This window comes from Candidatus Hydrogenedentota bacterium (assembly GCA_018005585.1).
GTDB lineage: Bacteria > Hydrogenedentota > Hydrogenedentia > Hydrogenedentales > JAGMZX01 > JAGMZX01.
On sequence record JAGMZX010000005.1, the window covers coordinates 22,393 to 39,708 of the forward strand.

The following is a 17,316-nucleotide window of genomic DNA, read 5'->3' on the forward strand; positions in this document are numbered from 1 at the left end:
TCCGGAGTCATTCAATGATGCGAAAAGCAGCGCTCCATGCTGAACACCATAGCCGCGCCCGCCTCGTTGCACGCCTCGATCGCCTCGTAATCGTTCACGCTGCCGCCCGGCTGCACAATCGCGCTCACGCCCTCGCGCGTCGCCGCGTCCACCGCGTCGCGGAACGGGAAGAAGCCGTCCGACGCCATCACCGCGCCATCGAGCGATTCCCCGCCCTTGTATTTCGTTTTCGCCTTGTGGATCGCCTGCTGCACCGCGCCGACGCGGTCCTGTTCGCCCGTGCCGACGGCGAGCGTCTGCCCGTTGCGCACAATAACGACCCCGTTCGAGCGCACGTGGATGTTGATGTGCCACGCGAAGAGCAGGTCGTCCAATTCGCGCTCGGTGGCCGCGCGCGCAATGTCGATCCGCCCCTTCTTCGCATGCTCATTGTACGCGGGCACGAAATCCGCCGCCGTCCTGATGCGTGACAGGTAGGGCTTTGCCAACACGACGCTGCCGTCGTCGAACACCTTCATTTCGAGCACGTCCGTGCCGTCTTCGAGGTACTTCGGCAGCTTCGAGAAATCCGGCAGCCGCACGACGCGGATATCCTTGTTGCGCTTGAAGCGGTCGAAATCGTTGAAAGCAGCCAAGGCCTCGGCGCTGAACGCCGGCGCGGCCACGCCCTCGATGATCGTCTGCATGATCGCTTCGGCTGTCGCCAGGTCGACCTCGACATTGAACACAACCACGCCGCCGAACGCCGCCTGCGCGTCCGCGTCGCGCGCGCGCAGATAGACATCCGCCAGCGCCTGATCGCCCACGCGAATCGCAACGCCCGAGGGGTTGCAGTGCTTCATCACGGCGCACGCGGCGCGCGGCATGTATTTCAGGATGCCCACCGCGTGGTGGATGTCTTCGAGGTTTGTCTGCGACAGGCCGCTCTTGCCGGTCTTCAGCATCTCATAGCGGCCCAGTACAAGGCCCTGTTTCTCCACGGGCCGGTAGAACGCGGCGGGCTGATGCGGGTTCGTGCCGTAGCGCAGGTCCTCGGCCTTCTCGTAGGCGCGCCCGAGCACCTCGATGCGCTCCGGGAAATCGCCCGTCGTCTTCGTTCGGTACATCTTCTTGAGATCGGGTTCGGCCATGGGTAGTTCTCCCCAGCGTTGATATTGCGGCAGCGGGACGCACCCGCTCATCCGTGCCCAGGCGAACGGCAGACCGCGGCGCCGCCGCTTCCCCGTGGTCGATTCCACGCTGCGTCGCCAGTCGCGACTGCCCCGTCTTCACGCCGCTGATTCTGCCACAGAAGGAACCGCGAAGGCGAATGCCTCAACGGCGAAATACAAGGCCCGGAGCGCCGCGCAAGAATGCGCCCCGGGCCTGCTATCGGCTGTAAGCCGATACTGCAAGAGCGTATGTATATGCCGTAAACGCTTCGTTCTAGAAGCTGGTCAGCAAGCCGGCCAGCACAGCCATCGGTTCATTCGACGGGCCCTGACCTTGACGAATGTAACGCAGGAAGTCCACGTGACCGTCCATGTACAGCACATTCGCGCCGCCAGGGACGTGGTTGTATGCCGAGGCGTTCGTCGCCAGCTGGTCGAACATGATGTAGACGGTGCTCTGCGCCTGGGCCGTCGCCGCGGGGTTGTTGATGTCCGTGATCAAGAACCGCTCGATGCCTTCACGCAGGCGGTATATCGTCTCGCCGCCGCCGTTGCCGTTCGGCGCGCCAACGGTTACGTCGCCATCGGCGGCTTCCATCGCGCCGGACGGCGGATTCGTCCCCAGAAATGGCGCCAGGTTCGCCAGAGTGAGCACGTTCGACAGCAGCAACCCAAACTGGGTGGACACGAGCACGCTCAGGTCGACGCCGGAAATGTCCACACCCGCCATCGTCAGGACGGATATGATGGGCAGACTCGAGAACGTGACCTTCGGGTCATCATAGTCGGTCTGGTCCAGCGCCCAACCGAGGTAGCCATAGCTCATGTCCACCGCGCGTGCGCACTCGCCGCCGTCGCTGCGCATGTAGCCGAAACACCAATCGCCGTCGTCGTACTGCGCGTCTTCGATGTTCTGGCCGAGTTCCGCGTCGGACGGACAGAAGGCGATCATCGGATCATTCAGATATTCCGGATAGATGGCCACAACGCTCGGTCCGACATCTATCGCGCCTTCCAGGTTCCCGTTCTCATCCGGCCATGCGCCGATTTGAATCGGGGGAAACCGTTCGCCGGGGTCTTCGTTCGAGTACATCTTGAAGACGAGGCCCCATTCCTTCAGGTTGTTCTGGCAGCTTGCGCGCCGCGCCGATTCGCGCGCGCGCGCCAGCGCCGGGAGCAGGATGGCCGCCAAGATGCCGATGATGGCAATGACGACCAGCAGTTCGATGAGTGTGAATCCTTTTCGCTTCGTCATGAGTTCGTCTCCTTATGACTTCTACTACCTGACCTGAATCCAAGGGAAGTAAACAATTACCTTCGTATGGTAACGCGTTTCTGCAAGGAAGTCAAGCCTTTAGTTTTTTCTGGATTCGCCTACGGTATGTGCGCGGATAATGCCCCGCCAGATGAATCCATTAGAATTGCGAACAATGCGCAGATTCCTTGAAATCTTCCCTTTTCCCTTGAGGAACAGGCCGGTAAGTAACGCTTTACTTTCGTACAGGTAATATGTTACCATATGGGCATGTTCCAAAGCATCCCGAGAGGATGTCGAATTCTCGTGGACATGTTGTTATAGTAGTTCCTGGCCGGGACAGCGGGTTTCCCGCAAGTCGGAGACGCGCCATGCGGCCACAAGTCCGCAGCGAGGGGGCGTCCTGTTGGTGCCGCGCTGCGGTTCCCTGGAAGCTGATATGAGGTCTTGAGGAGGAACGGCGTGTCTGTTTCGCCGGTAAAGTGGACCTTGCGCGAGCTCGCGGAAGCTTGCGGCGTTTCGGCCAAGACGGTCAGTCTCGTGCTGAACGGGCGGCCGGGTGTCAGCGCGGAAACCCGGGCGCGCGTGCTGAAACTGGTCAACGAGGTGGGCTACCACCCGCAGACCGGGCCGCATCTGATGCCCGGCGCGGACCTGCGCTCGGTCGGGGTGACGCTGCCCGCGCCGCTGGATACGGTGCCCCTGAGTCAAGGGTTCTTCCTGTGGCTGTATGAGGAGCTCTACCGCGTTTTTGGCTCTCACGGCTACTACGTGACCTTCGACATCAACCCGTATGCGGCGAGTCTTTCCGGCGACTACGCGCGGGGCGTGTGGGAGCAGGTCTTCCGGGCATGCATCCTGGCGGGGCCGCTCGCCGTAAACGATACGACCGTGCAGCGAATTCACGAGACGGGCATTCCCTATCTCGCGATGGGCCGCCTCGACGGGCTGCCCGACCTCAGTTTTGCCACGGTGGACTACGACGAGGGGACATACCTGAGCGTGCGGCTTCTCATCGAGCGCGGCCACAAACGGATCGGCATGTTAAAGGCGTTCTCGGGGTACACGCCGGGCGCCGAGCGCGTGCGGGGCTACCGTCGCGCCCTCGAGGAAGCCGGCCTGCCCTTCGAGGAAACCCTCATCCGCGCGGTGGATTTCCAGGCGCGCAATATCGCGAACATGGTCCATCGGATTCTCGATGACGACGAGGTGACCGCGCTGATCGATTGCAGCGGCACGGAAGACGCGCAGGCCTTGCGCGAGGGTGCCCGGCGCGCCGGCCGCACGCCCGGAAAGGACTTCGAGGTCATTGTCTGGACCTACGTCAACGACGCGGCGGTGTTGTCCGAGGCGTGCGCGCATCTGTGGCTGCCCGTGCGCGAGGCCGCCGCGGACGGGCTGGAACAACTCGCCGCGTGGATCGAGGGCGAGCAGGAAGGGCCCATCCAGGTGCTCTACTCTCCCACGCTGTATGCCACCGCCGCCAAGGGCGAGATCTCGAAGCCGCGCCGTCTGTTCGAAACGCTTGATTGACCCGGCGCGCACTCAAGGCGCGGACGGAGGCGGAATGCTGGGAGCCCCCCTTACCGTGGCCATGGGGCCTTGCCACATGGGCATTGTGCGAAACATGGGGTTTTCCATCAAGCTTTGCAGGCTCTGGATGAACGCATCCTGCTGCGAAGCGCTGATGCCATAGGTCTGCGCGAGTTGCGCCATCATGCCGTGCTTCTGGTCTTCCATCAGCTGCCGCGCTTCGCCCATGGCCGTGATGAACTGGTCGCGCAGGGCATCGCGCGCAGCGTCGTCCTCGGCGTTGCGCCACTGCTCGCGCAAGTCGAACAGATAGTCCGCATATTCCGAGATCGCGCCAAGGCGGTCCTGCTCCGCCGGGTCCGTGCTTTGCGCGGATTGCGCGCTCAGAAAGTCGCGAAAGTCCTCGCGCATCCGCGAGGGCGAGAACCCGCCGCGCCAGAAACGCGGCCGCCGCTCCTCTTCGCGGCTTTCTGCCTCGGGCGGCGGTTCCGGCAGCGGCAGTTCCGGGAACGCGAACGCGTCCGGCCCGGCCTCGGGCTCGGGCGATGGCGGCGCCGCCTCCGCCCGGACGGCCGCCTCGCGCAACCCTGATACCTCGCGCTCCAGCGTTTCCACCCGCTCGGCATGGGCCGCGTTGTCCCGTTCGAGGGCTTGACCGCGCTCCCGCGCGGCATCCGCCTGGCGCTTGAGAATGGCCGCCTCTTCGAGCGCCGTGTTGCGCGTCTGCCGCAGTTCTTCAAGTTCGGCGGCGGCACGTTGATGCATCACCGCCATACCCAAGGCAACGCCGCAGACGGCGGCGACTACTGCAATGATGACCGTGCGCATGGGCATCCCTCCTGACCGCCGGAACCCGTCACCGGCGCGTTGTGCGGCCCTGATTATGCCACGTTCCGCGCGCGGAAGAACATGGGCGCGGGGACGTGATGGCGCAACGCCTGGCTTGAACGCCAGGCTTGGGGGGTGGAGCACTCCCGGCCGGTCTTTCTCGACGAGACGGGTGCCAAGTCGAACATGACGCGGTTTTGTGCGCGCGCGAAAGGGAAGCCGTGCGCTCGACCAAACCCCGCGCGGGTACTGGGAGTGCGGCGACCCTGATTGCGGCGCTGACGGGTGAGGGGACATGGCCCCATGGCGCTTGACGGCCCCATGGGTGGGCTTGCTTTCGAGGCGCATGTGGGGCAGGCGCTGGTTGCGGTCTTGGCGCCGGGCGCCATTGTCGTCATGGACGACCCGGCCGCGCCTCCCCGTCCCATGCGCCCCCCGTTGCGGGGCCTGCGTAACACTTTCCCCGGCGCGGGGTAGTATCGACGGCGCACATCTGGGAACGTTTTCGGGCGCGCGTGCGCCGCTGGGAGTTTGCCGTGCCGTTTGCATATCTGACAAAGGGTTTCCGAGGCGTTATCTTCTGCCTTTCCGTGACGGCCCTCTTGCCCGGGTGTTTCGGCTGGGTGGAATTGCCTCCGGTGACGGCGCGCGCCGCCGTCGCCTCCGGCGCGGCCTTCGGCCCGACGCCGGAACGGCCCGCGGGAACAGCCTTCAGCAAGGCCGCCATGGTCGAGGGGCTGACCTGCAACCTGCCCGGCCGCGGCGAAATGGAGGAGATGGTGCGCGCAAACGCGCCCGGTTTTGCCGGCGGGCTCATTCACCTGCGCCATGCCTACCTCGAGGAAGTGGTCGTGACCGCAACGCAAGGCGATTTCGCCTTTCTCACCGCATTGAACCTTTTCTACGTCACGGTGGGCGGCAACGGGCTTGAAATGGCTTATCTCGGCGGCGCCGGCGCAGCGGAGGGGTTTGGCGGCGCGGTCACGATTACGCCTTTGGACCGCGTGGACCTGCTGGACCTCATGGAAGGCCAGCTGTGCGGCGCCGTGGTCGTTGTGGCAGACGGCGTTTCCCCGGAGACGGAAGTCATCTTCGACGCCGAGGCCGTGCTTACGGTACATGCGGAGGTTGGTTTCTGACACCGCCGGCCTTCGGGTCCCCGCCCAAGGCCGCATCTACATACAGCCGCGCTTGAGGCGCCCGGACCCGCGTCCGGACGCCTCAGTGCTATTTACGGCCAAGGCTCCATCGCGCGGGGAGGTCCGAGCACCTCGCGCAACATGATGGCGCGGCGGACGTCGTCCAGGTTCGTGAAGAGCGCCGTGCCGCGCGGGCGCGGCGCGGGCGCGCGGCGCTGCGGAGCGGCCGCCGGCGAGGCCGGGGCGGTACGCGGTCGCTGTTGCGCCGCGGGCGCCGCGGGCCGGACGTGTTTCTGCTTATGCCGCTGTTGCCGCGGCCGTTGTTGCGCCTGTCTTGGTGCGGCCGGGGCCGCCGGAACTTGCTGATGCACCGGCGCCGGAGGCGCGGCCGCGGGCGCGGGCTGCATGCGCCGCTGCACTTCCCGCTGCATCTGCTGCCAAAGGTCATCCAACGATACCGGTCGCGACGCGGGCCGCGGGGCCGCGGGCGGCACGCCGGCCACGCGCTGCGGCGGCGTCTTTCCTCCGGTGGACTGTGCCGGAACGTTGCGAACCTGTTCCGTGGCGACCCGCCGCTGACCGGTGGAATCCAGCTTATCGAGCGGCCCTGCCTCCGCAGCGGGCCGCGGCTGCGTGACAGGAGGCGCCTGCCGCGGCTGCGCGACGGGCGGCCCGCTCTCGCCGTACAGCGTCCGGCGCGTGGCCTCGGGCAAGTCAATCTGTTCCTGGGACTTTTCCCGCGCGCGCTGGGCGCGGCGTTCCTCCTCGGCGCGCTGTTCGCGCACCTTGCTGACCATGCTGAACGCGGCCAGGACGAGGAAGATTACAAAGCCGATGAGTTCTTCCATGTCCGGCTCTCTATTCCGGGCGCCGCTCTTCATGCTGCCCGGGCGTGCCCATCTTCGCGATCGAGTCGCGCATGTCGGTATCGGCCATCACGTTCTTCAGCCGGTAGTAGTCCATGATGCCGAGATTCCCGCTGCGGAACGCCTCGGAAATGGCCCGCGGGATTTCCGCTTCAGCCTCGACCACGCGCGCGCGCATTTCGACGACCTGCGCCTTCATTTCCGCTTCGCGCGCGAGGGCCATGGCACGGCGTTCCTCCGCGCGCGCCTGGGCGATCTGCTTGTCCGCTTCCGCCTGCTTGATCTGCAGTTGCGCGCCGATATTCTCGCCCACGTCCACGTCCGCGATGTCGATGGACAGAATCTCGAAGGCCGTTCCGGCGTCCAGGCCGCGATCGAGCACCACCCGCGAAATCGAGTCCGGGTTCTCGAGCACTTTCTTGTGCGATTCGGCGGAACCGATGGTCGTCACAATGCCCTCGCCCACGCGCGCGATGATGGTTTCTTCCGTGGCGCCGCCGACGAGCCGCTGGATGTTCGTGCGCACCGTCACGCGCGCCCGCGCAAGCAACTGGATGCCGTCCATGGCCACCGCGGCCACCATGGCCGCCCCCTTGGTCGGGTCGGGGCAATCGATCACCTTGGGCCGCACCGAGGTCTGCACGGCGTCGAGCACGTCGCGCCCGGCGAGGTCAATGGCCGTAGCGCGCTGGAAATTCAGCTCGATATTCGCCTTGCTCGCGGCGATCAGCGCTTGCACCACGCGCACCACGTTGCCGCCCGCGAGGTAGTGCGCCTCGAGTTCGTCCGTCATCAGATTGATGCCCGCCTTCACCGCCATGATCCGGCTGTCCACGATGACGGCGGCGTTCACGCGCCGCAGCGACATGCCCACCAGCCGCCAGAGCCCCACGTGCGCGCCCGACAGCCACGCCCGCAGCCACAGGCGGAAAAAGCTGAAGAGCACGACCAGGAAAATGAGGCCGAATACTCCCAGCACGACAAGCACGATGAGCAGGATTGGGTTTTCCATGAATGTTCCCCTTCTTTTTCTCTCTGGTCCTTCCGGTTATTGCGATTCTCAAGGGCGTGCTCGCGGTATGCCCGCGAAACGCCGCTGTTCCCGTCGCGAAAACCGCGTCTACGCGCGCGGCTCGTCCCAACGCTCGACCACGATGCGGTTGCCGTGCACCTCGACGACACGCACCGTGCCGCCTTTCTCGATAAACGCGCCCTGAGCGACCGCGTCGAGGCGGCGCCCATCCACTTCGATCGTGCCCGCCGGGCGCAGCGCCGTAAGCACCGTCCCGGACGCGCCCAGAAGCGTCAGGTCGTCAGGCATGTTCGTATAGCCGTCCTCGATTCGCTGCTGCGTTTCAAGCGTCAGAAACCGCGCGGCGCGGGTCTTCGTCAAGAGCAGCATCGAAAGCGCCACCGTCGCGAACGCGCCGATCGCCTCGAGCACCACGATAATTGCGATATATTGGCCGTCGTAATGGTATATCCCGACGCCCGCGCTCAGACATACGAACACGAACCCGGCCGCACCGCAGATGCCGCCGGGCAGAATCGCCTCCGCGAGAATCAGAACGAGCCCCGAGAAATACAACAGCGCCATCCACAGGGCGGTCATGACGCGCCCCCCTCGCGAAGAGATTCGAGCAACGAGATCAACTGCCCGATCTCGATGCGCAGGCCGAGCAGGAACTTGCTCTTCATGCTCGGGTCCTTCGGGTCGTTCTCATCCTGCTGAGCAAAGGTGCCGATAATGCCGTCGCCCGCCGGGAACAGGCTGCGCGCCTGGCCCAAGAGCTTGTTGTACCGGCTCGCGAAAGGCGAACAGGTGTAATAACCCGCTCCTTGCGACGTGACGATTTCCATCTCTTTCAACAACTGCCGCAGCATGTTCAGCAACGTCTGTCTCGTGTCCATCAGCCTGTGTTCTCCTGCTCCTCCGTAACCACAATCCGGTTTCCTTCCGCCATGATGATCGCGACGGGCCTGCCCTTGTCTATGAATTCGCCCCGGGTCATCACGTCCAGCGTCTTGTCGCCGAACCGGGCGCGCCCGGCCGGGCGCAGCATCGAGACGGCAACGCCGCGCATTCCCGTGAGTCCGACCGTCTCCTGCGGCGCCTGCACCGTATACCCGGAATGCGCCGCTTCCACCTGCTCCAGGACAAGCCAATTCAACACCCGCGTGCGGGGCAGATAGTACCAGGAGAGCAGAATGATCACGGTCAACGCAATGGCCGTAGTCGCCAGCGTCGTCACGGCATCGCTCAACCGGATAAAATCCCAACTGTACTCGGGCACAGGCACGCGCGTCAGCGACAGATACAGCCCGGCAAACAGGCACGCAATGCCTGCGACGCCCGCCGCGCCAAACCCGGGCAGCACGAATATCTCGATGCCAATCAGGATGACGCCGGCAAGCACCAGCAGCACGTCGAGCCAGTCCGCCAGTCCAATCACGAATTGCGACCCGAAGAACAGAGCCAGGCAGCTGAGCCCGATAATGCCCGGCAGGCCGAACCCGGGCGTTTTCACCTCGAAGTAGAGTCCGCCTATCCCGCACATGAGCAGCAAGCCCGAAATCATGGGGCTCGTGAGGAACCCGAACAACGCCTCCGCCCACGTCGGCGAAATCGGCACGCGCCGCAGTTCGGCCCATCCGAAATGCCGGAGCACGTCCTCCTCATCGCGCGCTTTGGCCTCGATCAGCCCGTATTCGAGCGCCTCTTCCGCCGTTAGCGTCAGCAGTTTGCCCTGTGGCGAGATGAGTCTTGCCTCCGGCGGCAGGCCCGGCGGCGGGCCTGCGTCCGCCCCGTCCTCGCCGGCGTCCGGCCGCGTGTCCTTTTCCACCACATAGCGCCCGTCCGCGCCGCGGTAGCCATAAAGCACCACGTCCGGGTCCACCATGGCCTCGCCCAGCAGCGGGTTATGCCCCTTGGCCTCGGCCAGCGCCCGGAATTTCGCGCGCACAAACGAGCGCGACTTCTCGTCGAGGTCCTCATTCGGCTCCATGCCCGGCGCAAACGGCAGCGCCGCCCCGATATTCGTCGCGGGAGCCATGACAATCTCGTCGCACGCGAAACTGATCAGCGCGCCCGCGGAAATCGCGCCCATGCTGCGCACAAACACCACCGTCTTGCAGCGCGCTTTCATGATGTGTTCCGTAATATCGATGGCCGAGTCGACGCGTCCGCCCGGCGTATTCATCAAGAAGATGATCGCGTTCGCGTCCGACGCCTCGCGCACCGCGCGCTCGACCACCACGGCCACGCCATCGTCAATCTCGTCTTCGATAGGGCAGAGAACGACGAATTCCCCGGCCTCGGGCGGCGCCTCGGGCGGCAGAGCGCCCGTGTTGTCAAGACCCGCCTGCCCCAGGAGCGAAAGGGCGCCCAGTATCAGAAAAACACGCTGCATGGTCTCACTCAGTAGGACAGGGCTGACTGGTATGCCCCGCCATTGCGAATACTACAATCGTGACCAGCGTTGTATTCTACACGGCGTGCGAGGGGTGGTCAATTGTCCGCTCCCGCGTCTTGTACCGTTTCGCCCTGCAGCAGCGGCTGGGGATGCCGCGGCGCGGGGCCGTGGTGGCACCCTGTCCTCTTTCCCCACGCGCGAGTGAAAACGGCGGGCTGTGGTACACTTGGGCCCCGTCCCTCACGGTGAGGCAGGTATAAGGAGCAAGACAATGAGAACATGCCTGATGCTGCTGGCGGTCCTGGCCGGCGCGAGCGCCGCGGCTGAATTCGCGGACTACGTGTACGTGCCGCCCGTCAAGGCGGAAATTGACGCCGTTTCGAGCGCCGTGGTGCAGACCTGGCTCGCGCAGCCCGGCCCGCGCTACGTGTTCGACACTTTCGCGGGCCAGAACGATGCCCTGAAAGCCAGCAACGCGGACGGACCGCCGCTTTGCGTGGCGGATGGTTTCGCGCTGGACCTCGACGAAGCGGCGCTTTTTGACGAAGCCATCGACGACAACGGCGCGCGCGTCTTCACCGTGACCATTACCTCGCTGGACGCCGTGGCGGTGCGTTTGCTCGCCGATATCAGCCAACTGCAGGACGGCGACGAACTCTGGGTCGTGGCGCCGGGCGCCGCGCGCGCCTTCGGTCCGTTCACGGCGGCGGACGCCGCCGGGGGCGGCCGCTGGCTGAACACCATCTTCGGGGACACGGCGGTATTGGCCGTCCGCACGCCGTACGACACGCCGCCGCCCCTGACCGTGCTGGGGCTCTCCCACTTCTTCGTGGACGCGGCCAAGGGCGTGCTCTACCCGTGCCCTGTCGAGGCGGACTGCGTCAGCGACACCGTTTTCCAGGAAATCTCGACGGGGATCGGCATGCTGTACATCCCGTACAAGGGGTACAAGCAGGCGCAATGCAGCGGCGCGCTGCTGCACAACCCCGACACGGCGGAGAACGAAGGCTTGGTCCTGACCGCGAACCACTGTTTCCCATCGGGCAGCGTGAATGCAGCCGGTATCGAAGTGGTCTGGGACTACCGGGCCGCGGCCTGCGACGGCAGCGGCGTGCAGGATCCGGACACCGCGCCGCGCAGCACCGGTCAGGAGGTGCTGGCGCGTGACGACGTTTACGACGGTGCCTTTTTCTCCGTTCAGTCCGTGCCGGTCGGGGCCCGCGGCCGCGCGTGGCTCGGCTGGGACACACGGGAGCCTGCGTTCAACGACCCGGTCGCGGGATGTCATCATCCGATGGGCGCGCCAATGAAGTCCTGTTTCGGCACCGTAACGGAAGTGAATGTCTCGACATTCCTTGGCGAGAGCCAGACGGAAGTGCACTGGGATGAGGGGATAACCGAGCAAGGCTCGTCCGGGTCGCCGCTGATGTTCTCGACGCTGAATTATCGCGTCTTTGGCATGCTCAGCAACGGCCCCGCGCATGACTGTTACAACCCGCCCCAGAACAGGGACAATTTCTCGTCTTTCCGCCACTTCTTCCCGGAGATTCAGTGTTATCTGCTCGCCGGACGCGAGTGCGCCGAAGGCCCGGACCGTCATGGCTGGTGCCCCGCCAAGGCTGCATTCCGCGGGAATCCCGAGGCGCTCGCGGCCCTGCGCGCGTTCCGGGACAAGGCCCTTGCCCCGACCGGGATAGGCCGCAGCCTTGTCGCCGCCTATTACCGGAATGCGCCCCGGCTTGCCGCGCTCGTAACCGCTTCGCCTCGCGCGCGCGGTTTGTTCATGGCTTCGGCGCGGCCTTTTGTCGCGTTGGGCCGCATGATGGAATAGGCCGCGGTGCCGGCGTAAGCGGCCTGAGGAGCCACGAGAAAAAGCGCGCCGGGCCCGGCAGGTGAAACTAAGGCGGCGGGGAGCGTAGTCTGTAGTCATACGACCGCCCAATTCCGACCGGGCCCGAGGAGAACCATGCCGTGTTTGCGTTCCTGCGCCGTCATAAGATCCTGACTGCTTTGCTCCTGATTGTGTTGCTGTGCGGTGGTTGTCTCTTCGCCCGTACCCGGGGACCGCACCACGGCTATACGCTGGATTTCCTCGAACCGGCGCCGGGAACCGGGCCGCAGCCGGGCCGTCTCGACGTGGGGGTCGCGAAACGGGAAATCACCGTAAACATGGATAATTACGACCCGTGGGTCGACGTAAACGAGAACGGCAAGTACGACCCGGATGCCGACACGTACACGGACCGCAACGGCAACGGCAGGTTCGACGGCATCTGGATCGCCGGATTCGGCACGAACCGACCGGCCAAGGCGGTCAACGACCCGCAGTGGGCGCGCGCACTCGCTCTCCGCAACAACGGCGTCACTGTCGTGCTCGTATCGGTGGACGCGATCGGCCTCTTCCACAACGACGTGATCGACATACGCGAACTCGTGGACCCGGGCCTCAACATCGACCATATCGTCGTTTCCTCGACGCATTGCCATGAAGTGCCGGACACGATGAAAATCTGGAGCTTCTGGAAGCGCGTCAAGGGGCTGGACATCCCCCTCTTCGGCTTTGACCACCGCTACATCGACAACCTGAAGCGGCAGGCCGCCGCAGCCGTCGAAGAGGCGGTCCGCGGCCTGCAGCCGTGCGACATGTATTGCGCCACGCTGGCCCTGCCCGAGCAAGGGTTCATCGAGGACACGCGCAAGCCGCATGTCATCGACACGAACGCCTATCTCTGGCGTTTTACCAAGCCCGGAACGGAAGAGACCATCGCCACGTTCGTCAACTGGGGCAACCACCCGGAAACGCTCGGCGGGCGGAACTGCATCGTGTCCTCCGATTTCTGTCACTATCTGCGCGAGGGCGTCGAAAACGGCGTCCCCGAGCCGAACGGCGTCGAGGGGCTCGGCGGCACCTGCGTTTATATGCAAGGCATGATTGGCGGGCTGATGACCCAGCTGCACATCGAGGTGCCGCACCGCGACGGCGTCCGCAAGTTCAAGGAAGACGGCTTCGAGAAGACCGAGGCGCTCGGGCAAAATGTCGCCATCGAAATCTGCAAAGCCCTGCGCGACCCCGCGCAGGTCTGGAAGAACGAGAGCCCGCTGGTCGCGGTCGCGGCAAAGACGTTCCTCGCGCCCATGAGCGGCCACTTCAAGTGGGGAATCATGCTCGGCCTCATCCATCGCGGCTACTACGCGGGCGGCCGCGCCAAGACCGAGGCCAATCTGGTCCGCATCGGCGACGTGCTCGTGCTCACCGTGCCCGGCGAACTCTACTCCGAGATTGTCCAGGGCGGCGTCGAGGCGCTGCCCGGACGCGACTTCGAGGTCAAGCCGCTCGAGAGCCCGTCGCTGCGTTCGCTCATGGCTGCACGCCAGAACCTGGTCGTCGGCCTCGCGAACGATGAGATCGGGTACATCATCCCGAAGAGCCAGTGGGACGCCGAAGCGCCGTTCGTCTACAACGGCAAGGACCAGTACGGCGAAGAGAATTCGCCGGGGCCGGACGTCGCGTTTGCCTGGTACAGTGTCGCAAAGGAACTCTTGAACCGCATGTATCAGGCGCACCCGTTCTCGTGATTGGCCGGAATGCGCGCGGCATATCCCGGGGCGGCAGCAAGGAGAAACGAGCATGGCGATGTTTGGTCTTACAGGCAAGACGGCGCTGGTGACGGGCGCAAGCCGCGGCATCGGCGAGGCAATCGCGAAGGCGCTGGCCCGGCAGGGCGCCTTCCTCGTGCTCTGTTCGCGCAAGCAGGAAGGCGTCGACGCCGTGGCGGAAGCGATCCGGGCCGAAGGCGGCCGGGCGCTCGCCATCGCCTGCCACGTGGGCAAGCAGGACCAGGTCGACGCGCTCTTCGCGCGGGTCAAGGCCGAGTGCGGCCGGCTCGACGTGCTCGTCAACAATGCGGCCACGAACCCCTACTTCGGCCCCCTTATCACGGCCACGGAAGCCGCCTACGACAAGACCTTCGAGGTCAACTGCAAAGGCTACTTTCTCGTGGCGCAGCGCGCCGCGCGGATGATGGTCGAGCAGGGCGGCGGCTCGATCATCAACATTGCGTCGATCGAGGGGCTCAGCCCGTCGCCGATGATGGGTGTCTATTCCATGACAAAGGCGGCCGTGATCATGCTGACCAAGGCGCTCGCGCGGGAATTGGGCGGCTCGAACGTCCGCTGCAACTGCGTCTGCCCCGGCCTGACCGAGACGTACTTCTCGAAGGTGCTCATCGACACGCCGGAAATCCACGATCATTACCTGCAGCGCGCGCCGATGGGCCGTCACGCGCAGCCCGAGGAAATCGCCGGCGCGGTTGTCTACCTGGCCTCCGGCGCCGCCAGCTACACCACCGGCGCCGTCATTACCTGCGACGGCGGCACGGCGGCCTGACGGCCCCGGCTACAGTCTGCGCACGAGGATGTTGCGGTACCAGACCTCGCCGCCGTGGTCCTGCAGCGCTATCAGCCCCTCGAGCGGCAACTCCGCGAAGGGCGTGTCGAATTTCCCGATCGGCATGGTCATCTGCGCGAAATCCGTGTCAACGACTCTCCAGCCGTTCATGGTGACGGTCACCTGGCGTCCCTTGACGGTGATGTCGTAGGAATTCCATTCGCCGCGCGGCCGCGCCATGTTGAACATCGGCGTTACTACATCGTAGACCGAGCCGCTGCCGTTCTTGTTCGGCGCCTGCGTGTGGTCGTCGAGCACCTGCACCTCGAAACCGCGGTGCACCGGGTCCTCCGGATGCACGCGCAGGAACACGCCGCTGTTCGCGCGCCACGAGACCTTGAACTCGATGTGCAGTTCGAAATCGGAAAAGCGTTCGCCCGTGTATCCGGCGTAGCGCAGCGTCGTGCCCCAGATGCCCGGAATGTGCAGGACGCCGTCGCGGATCTCGAAGATATCGCGGCCGTCCGTGAGGTTCTTCCACTGCGGCGCATGGGCCGCGTCCAGCAGGTCGATCCAGCCCTCGCCAAAAGGACGGGGCGTGGGCTCTCCCTGCGGCGCGGGCCCCGCCTTCCAGGACAGCGTCAGGAACACCAGCACCGCGGCCGCGGCGACAGCCAGCAAGACACCCACAACCGTGCGCATAGGCCTCCCCATTCTGTGTTCCGTCCGGCCGCTCCACTTACCGCCGCGGCAAGACGCCGGTTCACTCGTTGACTCCGCTCACCTCCGGCAGCTTGTCTTCGTAGACCCGGACGCCGTGCTCTTCCCGGAGTCTCTCCATCATCGCGGCGGTATACAGCGGCACCAGCAGCGCCGGCTTCGCTTCCTCGAGCGTCATGGGCCGCGCCGGTCGGGAATCGAGCACTTCCAGCACGAGATACGCGTCCGGCATTTCGGCGCTTGCCACCTGGTCGCCCACGATCCGCTGCTGCGTATACGAAGGCAGATAGACCGGCCCCACCACGGCGCCCGGCGCCGCGCCGGACGCGTTCTCCCAGAACCCGCGGAATTTTTCGAGCGCGGGGTTGTTCTCGATTTCGCTCTCGACCACGTATTGCTGTCCCCGCGCCGCGAATTCCTGGAAAAGCGTTTCAAAAGGCGTCCCCTGGTCGATGCGGCGCCGCACTTCCGCGCTGGCGCTGATCCCCTGAGGCGTGGCCGGGAAACGCATGGCCCGGAAACGCATCCACTCGAACGTGAGATACTCGGTCTTGTGCAGTTCATACTCGCGGTCGATGGCTTCCTGCCCGACTACGATTTCGCCCGCCTCGTAGGCCGCACGGCCGCGCATGCCGAGCGCGAGGTTGCCCAGCAGCTTCCGGTACACTTCTTCCGTGTTGTTGTCAATGAGGTCTTTCATATTCTGCAGCCCGCGCGACGTGATGTTATACGTCTGCATCGCGGGCGTGGCCTGGTCGTCCGGCGGCACTTCCATCGCGTAGATTTCGCGATAGTTGTAGTCCTCGTAACGGCGGAACACCTCCTCGCGCGCCTGCGAGCGCAGCAGTTCGCGCGCGGCCTCATCGAGCTGCTTGTCCAATCCCGCCGCGAGCGGACCCTTGATCTCCTCGTCGATGTAATTGTTGAGCACGCGCAGCAAGTCGCCCCGGTTCCGGATCTGCGGCCGCTCGTCGTCCGGCATCTCGCGAATGATGCGGAAGAGGTCTCCCCGCGTGACCGGCTGGCCATCCAATTCCGCCACGACGATCCGGTCCTTGTCCGCGATCCAGCCGCATCCCGGCGAAAACATCAGCGCGGCGCCGCATCCCGCAAGAGCCACACACCGCGCAAAACGCCGCGCAAACACCCGCATCTCTTCCGAACCTCCTCTGCACCGCCCATCGGGCCTTCTTGCGAAGCCATGGTACCACGCCCTCCGCCCCGAGGCGAACTGGCTCCGCGCGGCCCACATGCGACCCATAAGCCTATTTCCGGGCTGCGTCGTCCTTGCGGGCCTCCAGGTATTCCTTCATCGACTTGACGATATCGGGCAAGTCCCGGTTGAAAAGGATGTTCTCAATGAATTTGGGGAAGGCCATGCCGCTATCCACGGAGATGGTGTACATCACAATGCAGCGCCCCTCGCCATGCGGGCGGACTACCCAGCTCCCCACGGTGTCGGCGATACTGTTCTCTTTGGATTTGTCGAGCCGCCACGCAATGACGCCCGCCGCCTCGTCGTGGTCCTCAATGATGTGGTACACGAAGGTCTTGAAGGCGACGCGAACGGTCTGTTTGAGGCCTACATCGCCTTCGCCGGGCGTGTAACGCTCGACGGAAACCAAGTGCGGCTGAAAATTGACGTGCTCTTCGTCATGAACGAGCAGTTGCCAGATATCCTCTTTCGACCGGTTAATGATCGCGACCACGCGCCCGAATGCGCGTGAAACCCCGTCGTCGTCCTTACCGCCTTTCTTATAGACGACCAGTTCGCCCCGCTCGAGCCGCTCCAGGTTTTCCGGCGTGAGACAACCGTCCAAGTCTTCCGCCGGTCCCGCAAATACGGCGGACGATACAAGAAGCACCATGGGCAAGAGTCGAATCATGCGTTGTGTTTCCAGGGACTTACATTGCATCAATTGCCGGACGGTGTTCAACCCGCGCAATTGCGGCCATACGCCGTATTGGCCTCACGAGCGCGCGGCGCGCGCATGTTCGGGCCGAAAGCGCGGATGGGCTTCAAG

17 protein-coding genes are annotated in these 17,316 nt (G+C 64.8%); 6 read left to right on the top strand and 11 right to left on the bottom strand.

The window, feature by feature from the left end:
• Positions 1–11: 11 nt before the first annotated feature.
• A complete protein-coding gene (locus tag KA184_01495; GenBank protein MBP8128224.1) occupies positions 12–1,130 on the bottom strand; it encodes an IMP cyclohydrolase in 1,119 nt (372 codons plus the stop codon).
• Positions 1,131–1,425: 295 nt separating this feature from the next.
• The gene (locus KA184_01500; protein ID MBP8128225.1) at positions 1,426–2,406 is read right to left on the bottom strand and encodes a prepilin-type N-terminal cleavage/methylation domain-containing protein; all 981 of its coding nucleotides are present in this window, start codon (positions 2,404–2,406) and stop codon (positions 1,426–1,428) included.
• Positions 2,407–2,868: 462 nt separating this feature from the next.
• On the opposite strand from KA184_01500, the gene KA184_01505 reads away from it, so the two are divergent.
• Entirely contained in the window at positions 2,869–3,939 is a 1,071-nt protein-coding gene (locus tag KA184_01505; protein ID MBP8128226.1) for a LacI family DNA-binding transcriptional regulator, read from the top strand.
• A gap of 12 nt (positions 3,940–3,951) precedes the next feature.
• Here KA184_01505 and KA184_01510 read toward each other — a convergent pair whose 3' ends face one another.
• A complete protein-coding gene (locus tag KA184_01510) occupies positions 3,952–4,767 on the bottom strand; it encodes a hypothetical protein (protein MBP8128227.1) in 816 nt (271 codons plus the stop codon).
• Positions 4,768–5,070: 303 nt separating this feature from the next.
• Here KA184_01510 and KA184_01515 point away from each other — a divergent pair, with 303 nt between their 5' ends.
• Both KA184_01515 and KA184_01520 read left to right on the top strand, forming a co-directional pair.
• Complete coding sequence (locus tag KA184_01515; GenBank protein ID MBP8128228.1) at positions 5,071–5,244, top strand: hypothetical protein; 174 nt, start codon at positions 5,071–5,073, stop codon at positions 5,242–5,244.
• 59 nt (positions 5,245–5,303) lie between these two features.
• On the top strand, positions 5,304–5,906 hold the full coding sequence (locus KA184_01520; protein ID MBP8128229.1) for a hypothetical protein: 603 nt from the start codon (positions 5,304–5,306) through the stop codon (positions 5,904–5,906).
• A 92-nt stretch (positions 5,907–5,998) separates the two neighbouring features.
• Here KA184_01520 and KA184_01525 read toward each other — a convergent pair whose 3' ends face one another.
• From KA184_01525 to KA184_01545, 5 genes are all read right to left on the bottom strand, one after another.
• A complete protein-coding gene (locus tag KA184_01525; GenBank protein ID MBP8128230.1) occupies positions 5,999–6,754 on the bottom strand; it encodes a hypothetical protein in 756 nt (251 codons plus the stop codon).
• A gap of 10 nt (positions 6,755–6,764) precedes the next feature.
• Entirely contained in the window at positions 6,765–7,784 is a 1,020-nt protein-coding gene (floA, locus tag KA184_01530; protein MBP8128231.1) for a flotillin-like protein FloA, read from the bottom strand.
• Between the two features lie 108 nt (positions 7,785–7,892).
• On the bottom strand, positions 7,893–8,384 hold the full coding sequence (locus KA184_01535; protein ID MBP8128232.1) for a hypothetical protein: 492 nt from the start codon (positions 8,382–8,384) through the stop codon (positions 7,893–7,895).
• Positions 8,381–8,683 carry a hypothetical protein gene (locus KA184_01540; GenBank protein MBP8128233.1) on the bottom strand — a complete coding sequence of 101 codons (303 nt, stop codon included), beginning with the start codon at positions 8,681–8,683 and terminating at the stop codon, positions 8,381–8,383. Before KA184_01540 ends, KA184_01535 begins: the two co-directional genes overlap by 4 nt.
• The gene (locus tag KA184_01545) at positions 8,683–10,182 is read right to left on the bottom strand and encodes an ATP-dependent Clp protease proteolytic subunit (protein MBP8128234.1); all 1,500 of its coding nucleotides are present in this window, start codon (positions 10,180–10,182) and stop codon (positions 8,683–8,685) included. The genes KA184_01540 and KA184_01545 overlap by 1 nt, the downstream gene beginning before the upstream one ends.
• A 274-nt stretch (positions 10,183–10,456) precedes the next feature.
• Here KA184_01545 and KA184_01550 point away from each other — a divergent pair, with 274 nt between their 5' ends.
• From KA184_01550 to KA184_01560, 3 genes are all read left to right on the top strand, one after another.
• Positions 10,457–12,016 (top strand): trypsin-like peptidase domain-containing protein, encoded by a 1,560-nt coding sequence (locus KA184_01550; protein MBP8128235.1) that lies wholly within the window; start codon positions 10,457–10,459, stop codon positions 12,014–12,016.
• A 140-nt stretch (positions 12,017–12,156) separates the two neighbouring features.
• The gene (locus tag KA184_01555; protein MBP8128236.1) at positions 12,157–13,761 is read left to right on the top strand and encodes a hypothetical protein; all 1,605 of its coding nucleotides are present in this window, start codon (positions 12,157–12,159) and stop codon (positions 13,759–13,761) included.
• A 52-nt stretch (positions 13,762–13,813) separates the two neighbouring features.
• Positions 13,814–14,572: a glucose 1-dehydrogenase gene (locus KA184_01560; protein MBP8128237.1), complete on the top strand. Its 759-nt coding sequence runs from the start codon at positions 13,814–13,816 to the stop codon at positions 14,570–14,572.
• A 9-nt stretch (positions 14,573–14,581) separates the two neighbouring features.
• On the opposite strand, the gene KA184_01565 is transcribed toward KA184_01560, so the two are convergent.
• The 3 genes from KA184_01565 to KA184_01575 all read right to left on the bottom strand — a co-directional run bounded on the left by KA184_01565 (position 14,582) and on the right by KA184_01575 (position 17,178).
• Entirely contained in the window at positions 14,582–15,274 is a 693-nt protein-coding gene (locus tag KA184_01565; protein ID MBP8128238.1) for a DUF1080 domain-containing protein, read from the bottom strand.
• A 61-nt stretch (positions 15,275–15,335) separates the two neighbouring features.
• Positions 15,336–16,445: a peptidyl-prolyl cis-trans isomerase gene (locus KA184_01570; protein MBP8128239.1), complete on the bottom strand. Its 1,110-nt coding sequence runs from the start codon at positions 16,443–16,445 to the stop codon at positions 15,336–15,338.
• Positions 16,446–16,557: 112 nt separating this feature from the next.
• Positions 16,558–17,178: an SRPBCC family protein gene (locus KA184_01575; protein MBP8128240.1), complete on the bottom strand. Its 621-nt coding sequence runs from the start codon at positions 17,176–17,178 to the stop codon at positions 16,558–16,560.
• Positions 17,179–17,316 lie beyond the last annotated feature (138 nt).